We start from the raw sequence: 18,496 nt of genomic DNA on the forward strand, positions 1-18,496 counted from the left end.
CGCCCAGGGAGCCCTGCAGGCCTCCCAGGGCGGCGGCCCAGGGGATCAGCACGGAGAAGCCCCAGCACAGGGCGAGCACCAACTGGGGGTAGCCGAACCAGCGCTTGGCGGAGGGGTAGAGCAGCACCAGGGGCAAGGTCCCCAAGGAGAGGCCCACGCACAGCACCCGGCTGGCGGCGGGCAGGGCCAGCAGGGCCGCCAGGGCCACCAACAGACAGAGGAGCAGCATCGCCGCCGCGGTGCCCACCCCGAGGCGGCCATCGGCCAGGGGGCGGTGGCGGGTGCGCTCCACCAGGGGATCGATGCGCCGGTCCCAGAGGTCGTTGGCCACGCAGCCGGCGCCGCTCACCGCCAGGCCCCCCAGCACGATCCAGCCCACCAACTGGGCCGGAGGCGGTACGGCGGGACCCAGCCACAGGGCCCAGCCGGCGGGAATCAGCAGGATGAGTCGGCCGCTGGGCTTGTTCCAGCGCAGCAACTCGAGCCAGGCCAGGACACGGCCAGGCGCCATCGGGACGTTCACCGCTTGCAACGGTTGTATCCGGGAACCCTATCCAACTCCTGACGGTGGCGATCCCGTGCGTGGTGGCGATGGGGCGGCCGGTGGCAAAGTGGCGCCGCCGCTGCCCGGGCCGACTCCATGCCCCCGATCCCCGACACCGCCGGTACCGCGGAACGGCGGGTGGCGGCCATCGACATCGGCACCAATTCCATCCACCTGCTGGTCGCGGCGATCGATCCGGTCCTGCGCAGTTTCTCCGTGGTGCTGGCGGAAAAATCCACCACCCGGCTGGGGGAAAGGGATCCGGATTCCGGCGACCTCACGCCCGAGGCGATCGAGCGCGCCTTCCTGACCCTGCGCCACTGTCGCGACCTGGCCACCAGCCATGGGGTGGAGCAGATCGTCACCGCCGCCACCAGCGCCGTGCGGGAGGCCCCGAACGGCCGCTCGTTCCTGCAGGGGCTCCAGGACCAGCTGGGGCTGGTGGTGGATCTGGTCAGTGGGCCGGAGGAGGCCAGACTCATTTACCTGGGGGTGCTCTCGGGTCTTTCCTTCGGTGACCAGCCCTATTTCATCCTCGACATCGGCGGCGGCTCCACCGAGCTGGTGCTCGCCGATGGTCGCGATGCCCGCGCCCTCACCAGCACCCGCATCGGCGCGGTGCGCCTGCAGAGGGAGTTTTGCCGGGAGGACCCCCTGACGCCGGCTCGCCGCGGCTTTCTCGAGGCGTACATCCAAGGGGCAATGGATCCAGCCGTCGCCGAGGTGAAACGGGAATTGCGGCCAGGGGAGAAGCCCGTTCTCGTGGCCACCAGCGGCACCGCCATGGCGATGGCCGCCCTGGCTTCCGCCCAGGACGCCAATCCGCCCCTGAAGCTCGACGGCTATCGCTTGGGCCGGGCCCGTCTGGATGAGATCGTCGAGCGGCTGGTGGTGATGACCCCGGAGCAGCGCCGCGCTCTCACCGCCATCAATGAACGCCGGGCCGAGATCATCGTGCCCGGCGCCCTGATCCTCCAGACCACGATGGAGATCCTTCAGGTCAGGGAGCTGGTGGTCTGTGAGCGGGCCCTGCGGGAGGGCCTGATCGTCGACTGGATGCTGCGCAACGGTCTGCTCGTCGATCGTTTCAGCTTCCAGAGCACCATTCGCCGCCGCACGGTCCTGCACCTGGCCCGGACCTACGGGGTGGACACGGGCCGGGCTGACCGGGTCGCCAGCCATGCCCTCAGCCTCTACGACCAGACCCGGGGCCTGCTGCACGATGATGATGGCGACGGCCGCGCCCTGCTGTGGGCAGCGGCCCAGCTGCATGCCTGTGGCAAGCACGTCAACATCGCCGCCTATCACAAGCACACCTGGTACCTGATCCGCCATGGGGAGTTGCTTGGTTATTCCGAATCCGAGCACCTGATGGTGGCGGCCATCGCCCGCTACCACCGGCGCGGTCTGCCCAAGAAGCGCCACGAGTCGTGGCAGCTGATCGAGGCCGGGCAGCACCGTCACACCGTGTTCACGATGGGGCTGTTGCTGCGGTTGGCGGCCGCCCTCGACCGCCGGCCCGCCCCCGGCATTGAGGCGATCAGCGTCACCGCAGACGTTGAGCGGGCCCCCCAGACCCGTGGTTTCATGATCAGCCTTCAGCCAGCCACACCGGAGCCCGGTGAGCCCCCCCAGGATCTGAGCCTCGAGGAATGGAGCCTCCGCTCCTGCGCCGATCTGGTGCTGGAGGCCACGGGCCTGAGGCTCACGGTGCGGCAGGCGTCGCCCTGAAGGTGCGCCACACCACCTGATCGATCCGCCCCAGGGTCCTGGGGGCCTGGCTGCTTGAGGAGGCCGTCACCAGGTCCGGTCGGCCGGCCAGAACCCGCAGGCCCTGTCCCATGGGGAACTGCTTCTCGCCGGTGAAGGTGCCGCGGAACAGGGTGACCCCGGTGGCATCGCGGACCTCAAGCCAGCTGGGCTGGTTGCTTTGCAGCACGAGCACGCCCGCTGCCATCGAGGCCAGGGCCTGGCCTGGCGCTGCTGTGTGGTTGGTGATTGCGGCCGGCGACGGGGGCCGCGACGACTGCGGGGCAAAGACCTTCCCCTGCAGGGCGGCCATCCCAAGGCCGCCGCCCCCCAGCAGGAGCAAGGCCGCCCATCGCCAGCCGAGCGACCTGGCCCGGGGGGCGGGAGCTGGGGTGGGTCGTCGCTGCAGGGGGGTGACGGGGGCCGGCCGAGGCTTCACGCGCACCAGGCGGCTCTGCTGCAGGTCGCTGATCTGCTCGCTCACGTCGATTCCCAGGGCGCTCGCCACCCGCTTGGCCTGGGCCACCACGAAGACCGCTTCCGGCAGGTGGGTGTGGTCGCCTGTCTCAAGGGCGACCAGCTGTTCGGTGCCAAGCCGCAACCGTTCTGCCAATGCATCCAGGCTCAGGCCCTGGTCGCGGCGGGCTTTGCCGAGCCTTTCCCCCAGATGGACGAGTTCCGGGATCGGTGCAGTCCAGTCCTCTGAGGCCATGATCGCGGCAGGAGAATCAGGCAAGGGCAGGAACTCCTGAAGCTCAGCGTTGCCAGCAGTATGACGAGCGACCTTGGTGGCGACCAGCGCCGGTTGGACAGGCCGCCAGGGAGGGGAGAATGGAATGGATAAGATGGGCGATACTGGATTCGAACCAGTGACCCCTTCCGTGTGAAGGAAGTGCGCTACCGCTGTGCTAATCGCCCATTGTGGCTGTCGAAGTCTCGAAATCGCCTGAAAGAGAATCTTTCTGCGACTGGATTTCGACCAGGCCCCATGGCCTGAACCCTCCTACACGGTCGCCGTTCTCGCTGTCAAATCCCCTCAGCCGGCGCTGTCGCAGCCGTCGCTCACCCGTCGCAGGGCCATGGGGGCGAATTCAATGCTGGCCGGGCCGTTGAACAGATTGGGCTGGAGCTCCCTGAGGACCTGGGCGTCCTGGTCAAGCCGGTCCTGGGCGGCCCTGATCCGCTCGGCACGTTGCTGCCGCCACTGGGACTGCTGGGAGGCCACCTGCTGTTCCCAGGCGCCGAGGGCCGCCTCGTAACGGTCCCGGTCGAGCCGTTGGTCTTCCGGGCGATAGCGGGATTCCTTGCCGGCATCGAGGGGCTGGGGCGGCGCCACACGGGGGCTGTAAGCGCTGCTGCGAGCCGCGGCCAGCTCCTGTTCGGCCCTGCGCAACGACCCCATCAAGCGGGTGATCTTCGCCTGCCGGCTGCGGCAGGCCTCCAGGGCCGCCCGTCGATCCGCGGCCGCCTTTTCGGCCGCCCTCTCGGCCTCCAGGCTGGAATCCGAGTCGGGCAGGCAGCGGACGTAGCTGAGGGCCGCCGCGAGCGGATGGCCGGCGTCGGCACTGAGCCTGCGGCAGCGCTCCCGGCCTGCCTCGCTCACCGCGGTGAACTGGCAGCCGTTGCCCAACAGGGTCACGCTCAGAAGCACCGTGAGGAGGCGCCGGTGCCGGCTACCACTGGAACTGGCCATCGCCCCCGGAACTCCGCTCAGAGGAACACTGCATCCATTGTTGCCATCCTGCCGGTGTCCGGATGACCGAGGCGGCCGCCCCCCGTGGCGGTCCCCGCATGCCCGTGATCAGGCCGGCGGACGCACCACCCGGAAGGTCAGGTTGAGCCGCGGGGACGCCACCTTCAGGCGCCGCGGCAGCCCGTGCATCCAGTGCCGCTGGGTGGGTGGGTCCATCAACAGCAGATCCCCGTGGCCCAGTTCCACCGCCTGCGTTGGGGCCGTGTCCCGCTGGCGGGGACGGAAGCGCAGGGTTCGGCTGGCCCCCAGGCTGAGGGAGGCGATGGGAGCCTCCGGATCGAGCTCAGCCTCGTCATCGGCGTGCCAGCCCATGGCATCACGGCCGTCGCGGTAGAAATTCAGCAGCAGGGAATTGAACTCATGGGCTGCAGCCACCGCAACGCGCTGGCGAATGGCGCTGGTGAGCGGCGTCCAGGCTTCGATGGCGTTCTCCAGCCCGGAGTAGCGGTAGCCGCAACCCTGATCCGCCATCCAGCAGGTGAGACGGGGCATGGCGTGGCGGCGGCCGTACACGGTGATGGACTCCTGCTTCCAGGGCACCTCCTGTTGCAGCCGCTCCAGCCAGCCATCGGCTTCCGCGGCGTCCAGCCAGCCCCGCCAGTGGCGCAGGCAGGGCGTGGCTGTCGTCACTCGGCTCCGCCGCGGAACAGGTGGTTGTGGCTGGCGGAATAGAGCAGCGATCGGGCCTCGTCGGCGGCCCGCAGGGCCGGACTCACCACGTAGAGGGTGGTGCGAATCAGGTTTCGCTCCCGGCTGACCCGGGCCATGGAGTCCAGGGGCACCACCGTGAGCCATTGATCGGGCCAGCTGACCCGATACCCGATCGCGACTGGTGTGTCCGCCGGGTAGTGCTGCAGCAATTCGCTCTGCACCTCCTCCACGTGGCGGGCGCTGAGGTAGAGGCACAGGGAGGCCTGCAGGGCGGCGAGCCGGGCCAGGGATTCGCGCTCCGGCACGCCGGTGCGGCCGCCCGCCCTGCTCAGCACGATCGTCTGGACCCGGCCGGGGATGGTCAGCTCGGCCCCCAGGGCGGCGGCGGTGGCCTGGTAGGCGCTCAGGCCCGGCACCACCTCCACCGCCAGGCCGGCGTCGGCCAGCCGGCAGATCTGCTCCTGCAGGGCGCCGTACAGGCAGGGGTCGCCGTCGTGGAGCCGCACCACTCGCCGCCCCTGCTTGGCCCGCTCCAGCACCACCGCCATCACCTCCTCGAGGGTGAGGGTGCTGGTGCGGACCGTCTCACACTCCCGTGGCGCCAGGGCGGCGATCTGGGGATTCACCAGGGAGTCGGTCCAGACCAGCACCTCTGCGGCTTCGATGGCCCTGGCGGCCCTCAGGGTGAGCAGGTCCGGGGCTCCTGGGCCAGCTCCGACGATCTGAACGGTGGCTGTCATGCGGTCACGCCGGAGGGGTCGGGGAGGGGACGTCGGAAGCGGTACAGCCAGAGCAGACCCGCCCCCCCCAGCGCGATGAGCAGCAGGCTCATCAGCTGGGCCATGCGCAGGCCACCGGCACAGAAGGGCGGCTGGGAGAACAGGCAGAGGGGATCGAGACGCAGCCCCTCGATCCAGAAACGGCCAGAGCTGTAGGCCATCAGGTAGACGCAGCTCATGGCTCCGGCGGGTAGCCGCAGCCGGCCTTGGCTGCCCAGGCGGAAGAGGAGCAGCAGCAGGCCGCAGACCCCCAGATTCCAGAGGGATTCGTACAGAAAGGTGGGGTGAAAGGAAGCCTGCTCCAGAAACTCCGAGGGCCGGTTGGCCATCGGAATCGTCAGGGCCCAGGGGAGGTTGGTGGGCAGGCCGAAGGCCTCGGAATTGAAGAAATTGCCCCAGCGGCCGATCGCCTGGCCCAGGGCCACGGCGGGAACGAGCACGTCAAGCAACGGCCAGAAGGGTTGGCGGCGCCAGCGGCAGAAGAACAGCGTGACAAGGGTCCCCCCGATCAGGGCTCCGTGGATGGCGATCCCCCCCCGCCAGATGGCGAAGACATCGCTCCAGTTGTTGGTGTATTGGCGCCATTCCAGCGCCACGTAGTAGATCCGCGCCCCGACAACGGCACCGAGCACCATCAGGGGCAGGAGATCGGCGATCAGGGCGGGCTCAATGCCCCTGAGACGTCCGAGGCGCGTGGCAAGGAGCAGGCCCAGCAGCACCGCCAGGGCGATCAGCAGGCCGTACCAGCGAACGGAGATCGGACCCAGCTGGAAGATCAGGGGTCCCGGAGAAGTGAAGAGGCCGAGGAGGGCGCTCAGAAGCCCTCCGCCGCCTGGACCTTCTCCACCTGGCGCTTCTTGAGCACCAGCATGATCTGGGCCAGGGCCACGGCGGCGAAGAAGGCGAGGAGGCCGTAGATGCGCACAGGGTTCTGGAGGACCACTTCGGCGTCGATCTGACCGAAGCCGCCGACGTTGGGGTCGTTGGTGATCGGGGCGCCGGCCTCCACCACATCGCCGAGGGCGACGGTGAGGCTGGGTCCGGCCGGAACGGTCTCGGTAACGGTGCCGGCCGAACCGGTGATCTCCACCACGGTGGCGCCGTTCTCACCGGCGCTGATGGCGCTGACCGTGCCGGCCGCAGGGGCGGTATAGACGGTGTTGTTGGTCTTCTCTCCTTCCGGGGTCACCTGGCCGCGGCCGCGGTTGGCGCCCACATGCACCTGGTACTTGCCGAAGTGGATGGCGCTGTCGGTGGCCGGATCGGGGGAAAGGATCGGGAAGACGATCTCCTGGTGCTGGTCACCGGGGATCGGGCCCACCAGGAGGATGTTGGGCTGGTCGTCGCTGTACTGGGTGAAGTACACGCCGGCGGTTTCCTCCTTGAGTTCGTCGCTGAGGCGGTCCTGGGGCGCCAGGGTGAAACCGTCGGGGAGCATCACCACCGCACCCACATTCAGACCTGCGGGGCTGCCGTTGCCGGACACCTGCTGCACCGAGGTGTCGTAGGGGATTTCCACCACAGCCTTGAAGACCGTGTCGGGGAAGACCGCCTGGGGCACTTCCACCCGGGTGGCCTTCTTGGCCAGATGGCAGTTGGCGCAGACGATCTTGCCGGTGGCTTCACGCGGCGTGGCGTAGTTCTGCTGGGCCCAGAAGGGATAGGCCCAGCTGGGGCTGGCGCCCAGGAGCAGCGCGCCCGCCGAGAGGCTGAGGGTCAGGAGGGTGCCGAACAGGGGGGAGAGGAAGCGGCGCATGGGGGTGGTGGTGGCGGGCGTCGGAGAGGGAAGCGGGGGGAGGAAGATTCAGGCGCCGATCACGCCCACCAGGCCTTCTCGCCGGTGCGGAAGTCGGTTTCAGTCCACGGGCCGAGGAAGACGTTGTCGTTCTCAACGCTGACGTGGGCCAGGGCCAGGGAGAGGGGAGCAGGGCCGCGCACCACCTTGCCTGTGGCGTCGTACTGGCTGCCGTGGCAGGGGCAGATGAACCGGTTGGCGCCGCTGTTCCAGGGCACCACGCAGCCGAGGTGGGTGCAGATGGCGTTGATGCCGTAGTCGCCGATGGCCTCGCCACCCTCCACCAGCAGGTAGGTCGGGTCACCCTTGAGACCCTGCACCAGGCTGCGGTCGCCTTCCTTGTGGGTGGCCAGCCAGCCGGTGGCCGTGACGCTGTTGCCCAGCTCGTCCTTGGCGGTGACACCGCCACCGCTCCCGGCGGCCTTCGGCGGGATGAAATAGTTCACCACCGGGTAGAGGGCACCCAGGGCCACCCCCGTGACGGAGCCGAAGGTCAGCAGGTTCATGAACTGCCGGCGACCCATCCCGGGCACATCAGCCGCTCCACCGCCGTTCGAGGAGGCCGCAGGAATCTGGGTCATAGGGAACGGCGCGGTGTGACCGATTGACGTGGCGCCCATTATGAACCTTGCCCTTCCCGGGCCGGGTCCGAGTCGCACCCGCCGGAGGCCGGCTGCAACATGCTGTTGTGGAGTGCGCCTGCCGCCATGACCTCAGCTGAGCCGCTGCAAAGGGAGGAACTGCTGGCGTTGCTGCGGACACGCTGGCAGGCCACCTATGACCTGCAGCTGGTCCAGCGTCGCGGCCGTTTATACCTGCATGTGATGTGGGGCTACTTGGAGCAGCAGTCCTTCCCGCTGACTCCCGAGGCCTACGAAGAACACCTTGAGGAGCTGGTGGGCTCCCTCAATGGCCTCGGCGTGGCCGCCCAGGTGCGCCACTGGCTCCAGACCACCACCGACAAGCCCAGGCTGGGCAAAGCACTCTCCCTACCCCTGGAGCTCCCCGAGGGCCGCGCCAGCGAATTCATGCTCTGAGCCCGCCCCTCAGGTGGAGGGCGACGGGCTGGGCCGCAGCCCCTCGGCCAGGGCCACCAGCGCCACCCCCAGCAGGTAAAGGGCCGTGATCGCCCCGGTGAGCAGCAGCATCGTGATCGGATCGGTGGAGGGCGTCAGCACGGCACCGGCCAGGGCCGCCGCCAGCACCACCCAGCGCCAGGCGCCCAGCATCGTGCGCCAGTCGATCAGCCCCAGGGCGCCCAGCAGCAGTTGCAGCACTGGCAGCTGGAACGCCAGGGCCGTGGCCACCATCAGCAGCAGCACAAAGTCGAGGTAGCGCTCGATCGACCAGATCGGCTCCACCACGTCGGCGCCGTAGGACACCAGGAAGCGCAGGGCGGCCGGCACCAGGGCCCACCAGGCGAAGGCCAGACCGGCGGCAAAGAGCACCGTGGAGCCGGCGACGGCGGGGGCCACCAGGCGCCGCTCGCGCCGGCTGAGCCCCGGCAGCACGAAGGCCAGGGTCTCGAACAGGACGTAGGGCAGGGCCAGGGTGAGCCCCGCGTAGCCGGCGACCTTCAAGGAGACAAACAGGAATTCACCCGGGGCCAGCTGCAGAAAGCGGATGCCTTCGGCCGGCACCTCCAGCAGCTTCACCAGCGGCCGCACCCCCACCAGGCAGACGGCGGCACCGACCACCACCGCCAACAGGCTGCGCAGGACGCGCCGGCGGAGTTCCTCAAGGTGCTCCACCAGGCTCATCTGCACCTCGCCGGGGAAATTGTCCTCGGGGATGAACTCGCTCATGGTCGTTCTGTTCCCGGCAGCCTAGGGGGCTCCACCAGGAGGCCAGCGGCCCGCTCGGGGACCGCCCAAAGCACCTCGCCGCCGCGGTGGCGCACCGTGCCGGGGCCAGCGCCGGCGATGCGCTGCAGATCTCCGGTCGGCACCATCACCACCGGCACCCGGCCGTTGGCCCTGCCCCGGCTGAAGTGGGCCGCCAGGTCGGCCGCCTCCCGCAGGTCCTCGTCGCTGGGGGTGCCCTCCGAGCCCTTGAGCACCACGTGGCTGCCCGGGCACTCCTGGGCATGGAACCAGAGATCGCCGCGCCGGGCTTGCTGAAGGCTGATCCACTCGTTCTGACGATGGTTGCGGCCCACCTGCAGCCGCAGGCCACCGCTGCTGCGCAGCTCCAGGGGGCATGGAGCGCCACCGGCCGGTCCGCGCCGTGTGCGCCGGGAGGGCCCGGACCCCTGGCCGTCCCGGCAGGGGAGCAGGGCCGGCAGGTCCTCCTCCACGGCGGTGAGCTGGTCCTCGTTCTCCGCCTGTTCCAGGAAGGTGAGGCTGGTTTCGATGGCGGCCAGCCGCTGCTGATGCAGCTCCAGCCTGGGAGTGATCGCGTCCACGGAGCGGCGCAGCTTGCGGGCCTGGCGGTAGAGGCGCTGGGCTTCGTCGATCGCGTCCCGGGAGGGCGTCGGCTGGCTCAGCAGGCCGTCGGCCCGGCGCTGCATGGCTTCGCTGCCGGGCACCGCCGCCAGCAGGCTCTGCTGCTGGTCGGCGTTGCGGCGCTCCCGCACCGAGGCGTTCTGGAGTCGCTGCCGCAAGCTCGCCCGCCGCTGCTCCAGTCCCCGACGCCCGAGGCGATCGGCGTAGTAGGCCGCCAGTCCCCGGTTGATCGCCCAGGGGGTGGGCGCGGCGGCCGGTGTCTCGGGGTCCCAGCAGCGGTAGTCGCTGGGGCCGCCCCAGCCCAGGGCGAACCGCTCCTGCTCCACCGTTTCCAGCCAGAGGCGCCAGCGCCGCCAGAGCTTCTGCCATTGCTCTGCCTGCAGGGTTTGCACCGGCAGGGGCAGCCAGGCGTCCGCCAACTGGCGGGCCAGGGCCGGGCCGACCCCCTGATAAGCGCCCATCAGCGCCTGGCCGACCGTCTGGGGCAACAGGCCGAGGCGTCGCTGCCAGGAGGCGAAGTCCTCCTGGAGCCGGGGTGGTTCGCCCGCCATGGGCGGCGGCGGCGCGTAGGCATCCCCGGTGCCGATCGGCCGCAGGCGTGATCGGTCCTGGCGGACCTGGCGGGCCAGGGTGATCACCCGCCCGTCCTCGTCCAGCAGGAACAGGTTGCTGTGGCGTCCCATCACCTCCAGCACCAGCTGCCTCGCGATCGGCTCACCGGGCCTGGGGGCGAAGCCCAGGGCCACCACCCGTTCCCAGCCCTGCTGCTCCAGGCTCACCAGGGCCAGACCGCGCAGGCCGTGTTGCAGCTGCTGGGCCAGGGTGCTGCCATCCCCCAGCCGCAGCGGCGGGTCGATGGCCAGCAGGCGTGGCGCCTCCGCCAGCCAGCTGAGTTCCAGCCAGTGGGTTCCCTGCAGGCTGCGCAGGCCCAGCTGCAACCGATGGGCATCGGGCTGCTGGGCCTTCTCGAAGCGACTGGGCAGCAGGCCGCTGCGCAACTCGGCCAGCACGGCGCGCAGGCTGGTCACATCCATGGCCTGGATGGGCGGGGATGGGGCCATCGCCTCCACTAGCGCTTCCGATGCGGTCCACCCCTACTGTGCGCCCCAGCGCCAGCGATCCATGCCATCCCCCCCCTCCCCCGGTCGGCTCACGGTGATCACCGGCCCCAGCGGGGTGGGCAAGGGGACCCTGGTGGCCCGGCTGCTGCAGCGCCATCCGGGGCTGTGGTTGTCGGTGTCGGCTACCACCCGAACGCCCCGCGCCGGGGAGATCGATGGTCAGCACTATTTTTTCCTGACCCGGCCCGACTTCGAGCAACGGATCTCCACGGAGGGTTTCCTGGAGTGGGCCGCCTTCGCGGGGAACCTCTACGGCACCCCCCGGGGGCCGGTGGAGGAGCACCTCGACCAGGGCCAGCCAGTGCTGCTGGAGATCGAGCTGGAGGGGGCCCGCCAGGTGCGGCACACCTTCCCGGCGGCCTTCCAGCTGCTGATCAAGCCACCCAGCTTTGAGGAACTGGAGCGCCGCATCCGGGGCCGGGGCACCGATGGCGAGGAGGCGATCCAGAAGCGTCTGGCCCGGGCCCGGGTGGAACTGGAGGCCGAGGCCGAGTTCGATGCGGTCCTGGTGAACGGCGACCTGGAGGCGGCGGTGGCCGAACTGGAGCTGCTGCTGGGGTTTCGTGACGCCGTCTGACAACCCTGTCATGGCTGACAGGTGAAACCCGCAAGGGCTGGCGACAAGGAGCGACGACTGGCCAAATAAAAGCGGCCCGTACAAGGGCCGCTGGGCGAGGTCAATGGTGCTTGTTACAGGCTTCAGAGGGGATGGATGATCAGATCCGGGAAGAAGCGGAAGACCTCGATCGTGATGCCTGCGGTCAGCGTGAACCAGACGGCGGCGACAACGGGAGCGGTGGTGAGGAATTTCTTCATGGTTCTTGGAAGTCAGCGGGGGGAGACAGTCACTTTGTCGTCGGATTCGACCATGGCTCCGCTGGTGAATTCCTTGAGGGCCGCCAGGGGCCAAACCGCCGCGGCCAGTGTGGTTTTGAACGCCAGGGGCAGATCGATCTGAATTTCACGCATGGTGGCGTCCTTGCTGCCGCGGATGGCGATCAGGTAGCCACGGCCAGCCCAGCCGATCGTGCCAGCGATGTACAGAAAGAGGAGGCCCGGGATCGTGAAATCACCGGCGTGGCTCCAGCGGCCGTCAGTGATCAGATGGGGCAGGCCATCGGTGCCGCAGAGGGACTGGCCGTAGTACGCGAAGCGGGCTTTGGCTTGATCGGTCTTGGCTCCGGCGGCGCGCTGCTGGAACCGGGGAGTCTCGCTGCAGGGTGTGAGTCCGCCGATGTCGGCCTGGGCCGAAGGGGCGAAGCCGAAAAGCAGGAATGCCGACGCGAGCAGGGCGAAAACCCTGCTGGCGAAGGTACGGCTGGAAAGAAGACGGCGCATGGAGAGGGGCCGCGGTGGAACTGCCGCGGGGCAGGATGGCTCGTGCGGACAGTAGGGGAGCTCTCCGGGGAGCATGAGCACGGTTCTGGCCCTCGAAACAAGTTGTGACGAGTCGGCGGCGGCGATCGTGTCGGGACGGCGGGTGCTGGCGGGGGCCGTCGCCTCCCAGATGGAGGAGCACGCCCGCTGGGGCGGGGTGGTGCCGGAGATTGCCTCCCGTCGCCATGTGGAGGCGTTGCCGGCCCTGATCGCCCAGGTGCTGGCGCAGAGCGGTCTGGCCATGGCCGACCTGGATGCCATCGCCGCCACGGTCGCCCCCGGTCTGGCCGGGGCCCTGCTGGTGGGCTCGGTGACCGCGCGAACCCTGGCGCGGCTGCATGGCAAGCCGTTCCTGGGCGTGCACCACCTGGAGGGCCATCTCTGCTCCGTGCATCTGGGTGATCCCCTGCCGGAGGGGCCCTACCTGGTGCTGCTGGTGAGCGGCGGCCACACCGAGCTGGTCCGGGTTGATGCCCCCGGGAGCTACGTGCGCCTGGGCCGCAGCCGCGACGATGCCGCCGGGGAATGCTTTGACAAGGTGGCCCGACTGCTCGGGCTCGGCTATCCGGGCGGGCCGGCCATCGAGACGGCGGCGCTGGAAGGGGATTCAGGCCGCTTCCGCTTTCCCAAGGGGCGTGTCTCCCTCCCCCAGGGGGGCTACCACCCCTACGACTTCAGTTTCAGCGGCCTCAAGACAGCCGTGCTCCGCCAGGTGCAGACCCTCAGCCGCGACGGCGGCACCCTGCCGGTGGCCGACCTGGCGGCGAGTTTCGAGCAGGTGGTGGCCGAGGTGCTGGTGGAGCGCAGCTGCCGCTGCGCCATCGAGGCGGGGCTCAAGACCGTGGTGCTGGTGGGGGGTGTGGCCGCCAACCGGCGCCTGCGCCGCCTGATGGCGGAGGCCACCGCTGCCCGCGGCCTCTGCTGGCGCGTTGCGCCGCTCGCTTATTGCACCGATAACGCCGCCATGGTGGGCCTGGCGGCCATCGAGCGCTTCGATGCAGGCGGGCGCAGCCCGATCGCCCTGGGGGTGGCGGCCCGGCTCCCCCTGGAGCAGGCCGGCACCCTCTATGCGCCACATCCTCCCTTTTGATGCCCTTAATGTGGACGAATCGGTCGATGGACTGGCCCTATGGCCCCTGCGAATCCCCTGCCCATTGAGCAGGTTGATACCTCCCTCAGCGACACGGAACCCGTGTCCCAGCAAGAGCTCAACGCCTGGCGTCGCGGCTTCACACCCCAGGCGGAGATCTGGAATGGCCGTCTGGCCATGCTCGGACTTTCCGTCGGACTTGGCGTTCTGCTGCTGGTGCGCCTCGCCGGAGGCTGAAGACTCAGGTCCGTCCCCGCAGGGTCTGGGCCAGTTCGCCGGGCCTGAGGCTGGCGGCAAGAGCTTCCTCTGGATTCACTTTTCCGGCTGAAACCAGATTGGCCAGGTATTGGTTGGCAGTGATCATGCCGTCAAATCCGCTGCGGGCCATGATCGCTTCGATTTCATCAAGATTGGCTCTCAAGATGTAGTCCTTGCAAGCGTCGGTGTTGATGAAGACGTCGTGGTAGGAGGCTCGTTTGCCATCCACCGTTTTGATCAGTCCCTGGGAGATCACCCCAAGCAGGGAATCGGCCACGGCCCGCCGGACGATGTCCTGTTCATCGGGCGGGTACATCCCCAGCATCCTCTCGACGGAGCGCACAGCCGAATTGGTGTGCAGAGTTCCCAACAGCAGGTGACCGGTCTGGGACGCTTCGATGGCGGTGGTGAGGGTGTCCTGGTCCCGGATCTCCCCCACCAGGATGACATCGGGATCCTCCCGCAGCGCGGCCCGCAGGGCCGTTTTGAAGTACTTGGTGTGGGTGCCCAGTTCTCTCTGGCGGATCAGGGACTCGCGGCTCTGATGCACGAACTCCACGGGATCCTCGATGGTGAGGATATGGCGCTTCATCGTGCGGTTGATGTGGTCGATCATCGCGGCCAGGGTCGTGCTCTTGCCTGAACCGGTGGGTCCGGTGACCAGCAGCATTCCCTTGGGCCGCTGGGCCAGATCCTTGAGCACCTGGGGCAGGTTGAGCTCGTCGATGCTGGGCACATTCTGCGGAATCAACCGAAGCACCATCGCCGGACCCTGCAGCGATTCGAGCAGGTTGATCCTGACCCGCACGAAGCTGAAAGCGAAGGATCCGTCGTGTTCCTTCTGCTGGACGAAACGGTCAATCTGGGCAGGTTCCATGATCTCCCGCAGCCAGTCACGGAATGTGCCGGGATCGGTTACATCCAAACCAGCCAGAATCATGTCGCCGCGATAGCGGAATCTGGGTCGTTCACCAACGCCGAGGTGAACATCAGAGAAATTGCGTTCGAAGGCCACCCGAACGATTTGCTCCAGCGTTGGCGGGGATCCCCCCTCGGCGGACATCGGCGGAGCCTGACCCGATCGGGCCGCCATCGCCTGATTGACGGCCACGGGAGGGGGTGGAGGTGGCGCCTGTGGCATGGAAGAACTCTGCAAAACGGACGGGCGATCCAGTTGAAGGGCTCGGTTCTAAGCCGCAACTCTAGGTGCGGATTCGCCTCTGTGAACATCAGCGTGGCGCTGCGGCCTTTGCCGTTGGGGAGGGTCGATCGGAGGCTCCCTAGGATCCCTTCACCCGCTTAGGCCCGTGTCCCCACAGCCCCTGGTCAGCATCGTTCTGGGCACGCGCCCGGAGGCCATCAAGCTGGCGCCGGTGATCCTGGCTTTTCAGCGGGCCCAGGAGTTCCGCACCCGGGTGGTGCTCACGGGGCAGCACCGCGAGATGGTCACGCAGGTGATGCGGCTGTTCGACCTGAGCGCCGACCACGACCTGGCCCTGATGGCACCGAAACAGACGCTCACCCACGTCACCTGTGCGGCGCTTCAGGGGCTGAAGGAAGAGTTCGAGGCGCACCGCCCCGATCTCGTTCTGGTTCAGGGCGACACCACCACCGCCTTCGCCAGTGCCCTGGCCGCCTTCTATGAGCAGATTCCCGTCGGCCATGTGGAGGCCGGCCTGCGCACCAACGACCTGCTCGATCCCTTCCCTGAGGAGGCCAACCGGCGCCTGATTTCCCAGCTGGCCCGCCTTCATTTCGCCCCCACCGCCCAGTCGGCGGCGAATCTGGAGGCCTCGGGGGTGGTGGGCGAGATCCTCACCACCGGCAACACGGTGATCGATGCCCTGCTGTTGATGGCCCGTACCGCTCCCGACTGGGACCTGCCCGGGCTCGACTGGCAGAACCAGCGCGTGCTGCTGGCCACGGTGCATCGACGCGAGAACTGGGGGGAGCGGCTGCTCGACATCGGCAAGGGCTTCCTGGCGCTGCTGGAGCGCTTCCCCGACACGGCTCTGCTGCTGCCGCTGCACCGCAATCCCACGGTGCGTGAGCCCCTGCAGGCCCTGCTCGGCTCCCATCCCCGCGCCTTCCTTACCGAACCCCTCGATTACGACCGGCTGGTGGCGGCCATGCGCGGCTGCACCCTGCTGCTCACCGATTCCGGCGGTCTGCAGGAAGAAGCGCCTGCCCTGGGCAAGCCCGTGCTGGTGCTGCGCCGCACCACCGAACGGCCTGAGGCGGTGGCGGCCGGCACGGCGAAGCTGATCGGCACCGACAGCGGGGCGATCCTGGACGAAGGCAGCCGGCTCCTGGACGACCAGGAGGCCTACCAGGCCATGGCCCACGCCCACAACCCCTTCGGTGATGGCGAGGCCAGCGGCCGGATCGTGGAGGCGGCACGGCGCTACCTGGGCGTCAGCGCCGCCTAGGGACGCTTCTTGGCCCAGGGGGGCAGATCGATGAACACCCGGGTGCCGCTCTCCAGGCCCGTGAGGATCTGGGTGTCCTTGCCACTGCTGGCCCCTAGCTCCACCGGCTGGAAGGTGGGTTCCTGACCCTTGCCCACCAGCAGCACCCCGGGGCGGCCGTCCTCGGTGACGATCGCCACGGTGGGCACCACCGTTCGGGCCTGGAGGGTGCCGGTCTGGAAATCGATGTCGGCGGTCATGCCGATGCGCAGTTCCGGCGCTGGATCGACGAGCTGGAGCTTCACCTCGAAGGACGTGACGTTGTTGGTCTTGACGGCGCGTGGGGCGATCTGACGCACCCGGGCCTGGAAGCGACGGTCCGGGAAGGCATCGACGCGCACGCTGGCGGGCAGGCCCACCGTCAGCCGGCCAATGTCGCTCTCGGGCACCTTGGCCACCACCTCCAGGCCCTCGGAGAGCTCGACGATCGAGGAGCTGGTGGCGCCGGCCGTGGCCGACGCGGTGGTGGTGGGGGTGACGAAGGCGCCGGGCTCCGCGTAGCGCTGGCTGATCACCCCGTCGAAGGGGGCCCGCACGGTCAGCTCGCTTTTCTCCACCTGCCGTTGTTTGAGCCGTTGCTGGGCCGCAGAGGTGGCCAGCCGCCGCACTTCCGCGTCGGCCCGGAAGCGGTTCATGTCATTGAGGCTGATCGCCCCCTGGCGGAACAGGGGTTGGTTACGGCGCAGCTCGCTGTCGCTGCGGCGTTGTTCCGCCTGCGCCGAAAGCACGTTGGCCTGCAGTTCGGTCAATCGGTCGCGCAGGTCGCCGTCATCCATCAGGGCCAGGGGCTGGCCCTTGCGCACCGTGTCGCCTTCGTCGACCAGCAGCTGCAGCAGGATGCCCTGCCGCTTGGGGCTGACGTTCACCCGCTGGACGGCATCCAGTTCACCGCTGGCGGTGATCACCCCGGGCAGGGATCCTTCGCGGGCCACCACAGTGAAGGGGGCGAGGTCGCGGCCGGCCTGCATCCGTTGCCGCTGCCAGATCCCGGCGGAGGCCAGCAGGGCCAGCCCCACCGCCAGGCCGATCCAGAGGCGACGACGGGAACGACGCTTCGCCGCTACCGGGGCGGCCGGCGGCGCCGGGCTCCGGGTCGGAGTGGGAGCCGGCGGCAGGGGGGTGAGGGCGGGAATGGGCCAGCGTTTCGCTGATGACAGTTTCGCTCGCCTGGGCCGCTGTTGTGGACGGCGGGAGACCGAATGGGCCCTGGCACGGTGACCCCTAGATTTCGCCCATGCTCAAAGCCGGAATCGTCGGGCTGCCCAATGTGGGCAAGTCGACCCTTTTCAACGCCCTGGTGGCCAACGCCCAGGCCCAGGCGGCCAACTTCCCCTTCTGCACCATCGAACCCAACGTGGGAGTGGTGGCGGTGCCCGATGAGCGCCTGCAGAAGCTTTCCGACCTCTCCAGTTCGAAGGAGATCGTGCCGACGCGCGTCGAATTCGTGGACATCGCCGGCCTGGTGCAGGGGGCGAGCCAGGGGGAGGGGCTGGGCAACAAGTTCCTGGCCAACATCCGCGAGGTGGACGCGATCGTCCACGTGGTGCGTTGCTTCGATGACGACGATGTGATTCACGTCTCGGGCAGTGTTGATCCGGAGCGGGATGCCGAGATCATCAACCTGGAGCTGGGGTTGGCGGATCTGGCCCAGATCGAGAAGCGCCGCGACCGGCTCAAGAAACAGATGCGCACCAGCAAGGAGGCCGCCGCCGAAGACGCCGCCCTGGCCAGGCTGCAGGCGGAACTGGAGCAGGGTGGCGCCGCCCGCCGGGTGTCCCTGAGCGAGGAGGAGCAGGACCTGGTGCGCAACCTCGGCCTGCTCACCGCCAAGCCGATCATCTACGCCACCAATGTGAGCGAGGACGACCTCGCCGGGGGCAACGCCTGGGTGGGCGCCGTGGAGGCGCTGGCCGTCCGGGAGGGGGCCGAAGCCGTGCGCATCTCCGCCCAGGTGGAGGCCGAACTGGTCGAGCTGGCCGCCGAGGAGCGCGCCGACTACCTGGCCGGGCTGGGGGTGAACGAAGGCGGCCTGCAGAGCCTGATTCGTGCCACCTACCGCCTGCTGGGTCTGCGCACCTACTTCACCACCGGCGAGAAGGAAACCCGCGCCTGGACGATCACCGCCGGCATGACCGCCCCCCAGGCTGCCGGTGTGATACACACCGACTTCGAGCGGGGCTTCATCCGGGCCCAGACCGTCGCCTACGGCCAGCTGCTGGAGGCTGGCACCCTGGCCGAAGCCCGCAACCGGGGCTGGCTGCGCAGCGAGGGCAAGGAATACGTGGTGGCAGAGGGGGATGTGATGGAGTTCCTGTTCAACGTCTGAGCGGATCGCCCGTGGCCACACCCGTCGGTTTCATCGGCCTGGGGGCGCTGGGGGCTCCGGTGGCGGCCAACCTGCTGGCCAAGGGCTTTCCACTCACGGTCCACAACCGCCATCGGGAGCGGGAAGGGCCCCTGGCCGCCG

The 18,496-nt window shown here is 68.9% G+C and carries 22 protein-coding genes and 1 tRNA gene; 8 read left to right on the forward strand and 15 right to left on the reverse strand.

Annotated features, from left to right (window positions below):
* On the reverse strand, positions 1-511 hold a 511-nt coding region (locus KQ305_RS06230; protein ID WP_259724558.1), incomplete at its 3' end, for a 4-hydroxybenzoate polyprenyltransferase.
* Between the two features lie 129 nt (positions 512-640).
* On the opposite strand from KQ305_RS06230, the gene KQ305_RS06235 reads away from it, so the two are divergent.
* Entirely contained in the window at positions 641-2,275 is a 1,635-nt protein-coding gene (locus tag KQ305_RS06235; protein ID WP_259724559.1) for a Ppx/GppA phosphatase family protein, read from the forward strand.
* On the opposite strand, the gene KQ305_RS06240 is transcribed toward KQ305_RS06235, so the two are convergent.
* From KQ305_RS06240 to petC, 8 genes are all read right to left on the reverse strand, one after another.
* Positions 2,250-3,029: a RodZ domain-containing protein gene (locus KQ305_RS06240; protein ID WP_259724560.1), complete on the reverse strand. Its 780-nt coding sequence runs from the start codon at positions 3,027-3,029 to the stop codon at positions 2,250-2,252. The genes KQ305_RS06235 and KQ305_RS06240 overlap by 26 nt on opposite strands.
* Before the next feature lie 110 nt (positions 3,030-3,139).
* Positions 3,140-3,211, reverse strand: a tRNA-Val gene (locus KQ305_RS06245).
* A 118-nt stretch (positions 3,212-3,329) separates the two neighbouring features.
* Positions 3,330-3,986, reverse strand: a complete 657-nt coding sequence (locus tag KQ305_RS06250; protein ID WP_259724561.1) for a hypothetical protein — start codon at positions 3,984-3,986, stop codon at positions 3,330-3,332.
* A 108-nt stretch (positions 3,987-4,094) separates the two neighbouring features.
* Positions 4,095-4,676: an alpha-ketoglutarate-dependent dioxygenase AlkB gene (locus KQ305_RS06255; protein WP_259724562.1), complete on the reverse strand. Its 582-nt coding sequence runs from the start codon at positions 4,674-4,676 to the stop codon at positions 4,095-4,097.
* Positions 4,673-5,437: a precorrin-4 C(11)-methyltransferase gene (gene cobM / locus KQ305_RS06260; protein ID WP_259724563.1), complete on the reverse strand. Its 765-nt coding sequence runs from the start codon at positions 5,435-5,437 to the stop codon at positions 4,673-4,675. The genes KQ305_RS06255 and cobM overlap by 4 nt, the downstream gene beginning before the upstream one ends.
* A complete protein-coding gene (gene lgt, locus KQ305_RS06265; RefSeq protein WP_399230798.1) occupies positions 5,434-6,294 on the reverse strand; it encodes a prolipoprotein diacylglyceryl transferase in 861 nt (286 codons plus the stop codon). Before lgt ends, cobM begins: the two co-directional genes overlap by 4 nt.
* On the reverse strand, positions 6,291-7,232 hold the full coding sequence (gene petA / locus KQ305_RS06270; protein WP_259724564.1) for a cytochrome f: 942 nt from the start codon (positions 7,230-7,232) through the stop codon (positions 6,291-6,293). Before petA ends, lgt begins: the two co-directional genes overlap by 4 nt.
* Positions 7,233-7,291: 59 nt before the next feature.
* Complete coding sequence (gene petC / locus KQ305_RS06275) at positions 7,292-7,852, reverse strand: cytochrome b6-f complex iron-sulfur subunit (RefSeq protein WP_259724565.1); 561 nt, start codon at positions 7,850-7,852, stop codon at positions 7,292-7,294.
* A 126-nt stretch (positions 7,853-7,978) separates the two neighbouring features.
* Here petC and KQ305_RS06280 point away from each other — a divergent pair, with 126 nt between their 5' ends.
* On the forward strand, positions 7,979-8,308 hold the full coding sequence (locus KQ305_RS06280; RefSeq protein WP_259724566.1) for a DUF3067 family protein: 330 nt from the start codon (positions 7,979-7,981) through the stop codon (positions 8,306-8,308).
* 9 nt (positions 8,309-8,317) lie between these two features.
* On the opposite strand, the gene tatC is transcribed toward KQ305_RS06280, so the two are convergent.
* Positions 8,318-9,076: a twin-arginine translocase subunit TatC gene (gene tatC / locus KQ305_RS06285; RefSeq protein WP_259724567.1), complete on the reverse strand. Its 759-nt coding sequence runs from the start codon at positions 9,074-9,076 to the stop codon at positions 8,318-8,320.
* A complete protein-coding gene (locus KQ305_RS06290; protein WP_259724568.1) occupies positions 9,073-10,776 on the reverse strand; it encodes an NFACT family protein in 1,704 nt (567 codons plus the stop codon). Before KQ305_RS06290 ends, tatC begins: the two co-directional genes overlap by 4 nt.
* A 61-nt stretch (positions 10,777-10,837) precedes the next feature.
* Between KQ305_RS06290 and gmk the strand changes: the two genes are divergently transcribed.
* On the forward strand, positions 10,838-11,413 hold the full coding sequence (gmk, locus tag KQ305_RS06295; protein ID WP_259724569.1) for a guanylate kinase: 576 nt from the start codon (positions 10,838-10,840) through the stop codon (positions 11,411-11,413).
* A 122-nt stretch (positions 11,414-11,535) separates the two neighbouring features.
* Here gmk and psaJ read toward each other — a convergent pair whose 3' ends face one another.
* The gene (gene psaJ / locus KQ305_RS06300; protein ID WP_015110760.1) at positions 11,536-11,652 is read right to left on the reverse strand and encodes a photosystem I reaction center subunit IX; all 117 of its coding nucleotides are present in this window, start codon (positions 11,650-11,652) and stop codon (positions 11,536-11,538) included.
* A 12-nt stretch (positions 11,653-11,664) separates the two neighbouring features.
* Positions 11,665-12,174 (reverse strand): Photosystem I reaction center subunit III, encoded by a 510-nt coding sequence (locus KQ305_RS06305; protein ID WP_259724570.1) that lies wholly within the window; start codon positions 12,172-12,174, stop codon positions 11,665-11,667.
* A gap of 73 nt (positions 12,175-12,247) precedes the next feature.
* Here KQ305_RS06305 and tsaD point away from each other — a divergent pair, with 73 nt between their 5' ends.
* Positions 12,248-13,303: a tRNA (adenosine(37)-N6)-threonylcarbamoyltransferase complex transferase subunit TsaD gene (tsaD, locus tag KQ305_RS06310; protein ID WP_259724571.1), complete on the forward strand. Its 1,056-nt coding sequence runs from the start codon at positions 12,248-12,250 to the stop codon at positions 13,301-13,303.
* Positions 13,304-13,342: 39 nt separating this feature from the next.
* Positions 13,343-13,540, forward strand: coding sequence for a high light inducible protein (locus tag KQ305_RS06315; RefSeq protein WP_259724572.1), 198 nt, complete (start codon positions 13,343-13,345; stop codon positions 13,538-13,540).
* Positions 13,541-13,544: 4 nt separating this feature from the next.
* Here the strand turns inward: KQ305_RS06315 and KQ305_RS06320 are convergent, their stop codons facing one another.
* Complete coding sequence (locus KQ305_RS06320) at positions 13,545-14,654, reverse strand: type IV pilus twitching motility protein PilT (RefSeq protein WP_259724577.1); 1,110 nt, start codon at positions 14,652-14,654, stop codon at positions 13,545-13,547.
* A gap of 214 nt (positions 14,655-14,868) precedes the next feature.
* On the opposite strand from KQ305_RS06320, the gene wecB reads away from it, so the two are divergent.
* Positions 14,869-15,990 carry a non-hydrolyzing UDP-N-acetylglucosamine 2-epimerase gene (gene wecB, locus KQ305_RS06325; RefSeq protein WP_259724573.1) on the forward strand — a complete coding sequence of 374 codons (1,122 nt, stop codon included), beginning with the start codon at positions 14,869-14,871 and terminating at the stop codon, positions 15,988-15,990.
* Here the strand turns inward: wecB and KQ305_RS06330 are convergent.
* Complete coding sequence (locus KQ305_RS06330) at positions 15,987-17,045, reverse strand: efflux RND transporter periplasmic adaptor subunit (RefSeq protein WP_259724574.1); 1,059 nt, start codon at positions 17,043-17,045, stop codon at positions 15,987-15,989. The genes wecB and KQ305_RS06330 overlap by 4 nt on opposite strands.
* 218 nt (positions 17,046-17,263) lie before the next feature.
* Between KQ305_RS06330 and ychF the strand changes: the two genes are divergently transcribed.
* Together ychF and KQ305_RS06340 are read left to right on the forward strand one after the other, a co-directional pair.
* Complete coding sequence (gene ychF / locus KQ305_RS06335) at positions 17,264-18,355, forward strand: redox-regulated ATPase YchF (RefSeq protein WP_259724575.1); 1,092 nt, start codon at positions 17,264-17,266, stop codon at positions 18,353-18,355.
* 11 nt (positions 18,356-18,366) lie between these two features.
* On the forward strand, positions 18,367-18,496 hold a 130-nt coding region (locus tag KQ305_RS06340; RefSeq protein WP_259724578.1), incomplete at its 3' end, for an NAD(P)-binding domain-containing protein.

The sequence above is a fragment of the Synechococcus sp. CS-1332 genome, from assembly GCF_025127995.1.
Taxonomy (GTDB): Bacteria; Cyanobacteriota; Cyanobacteriia; order PCC-6307; family Cyanobiaceae; genus Cyanobium.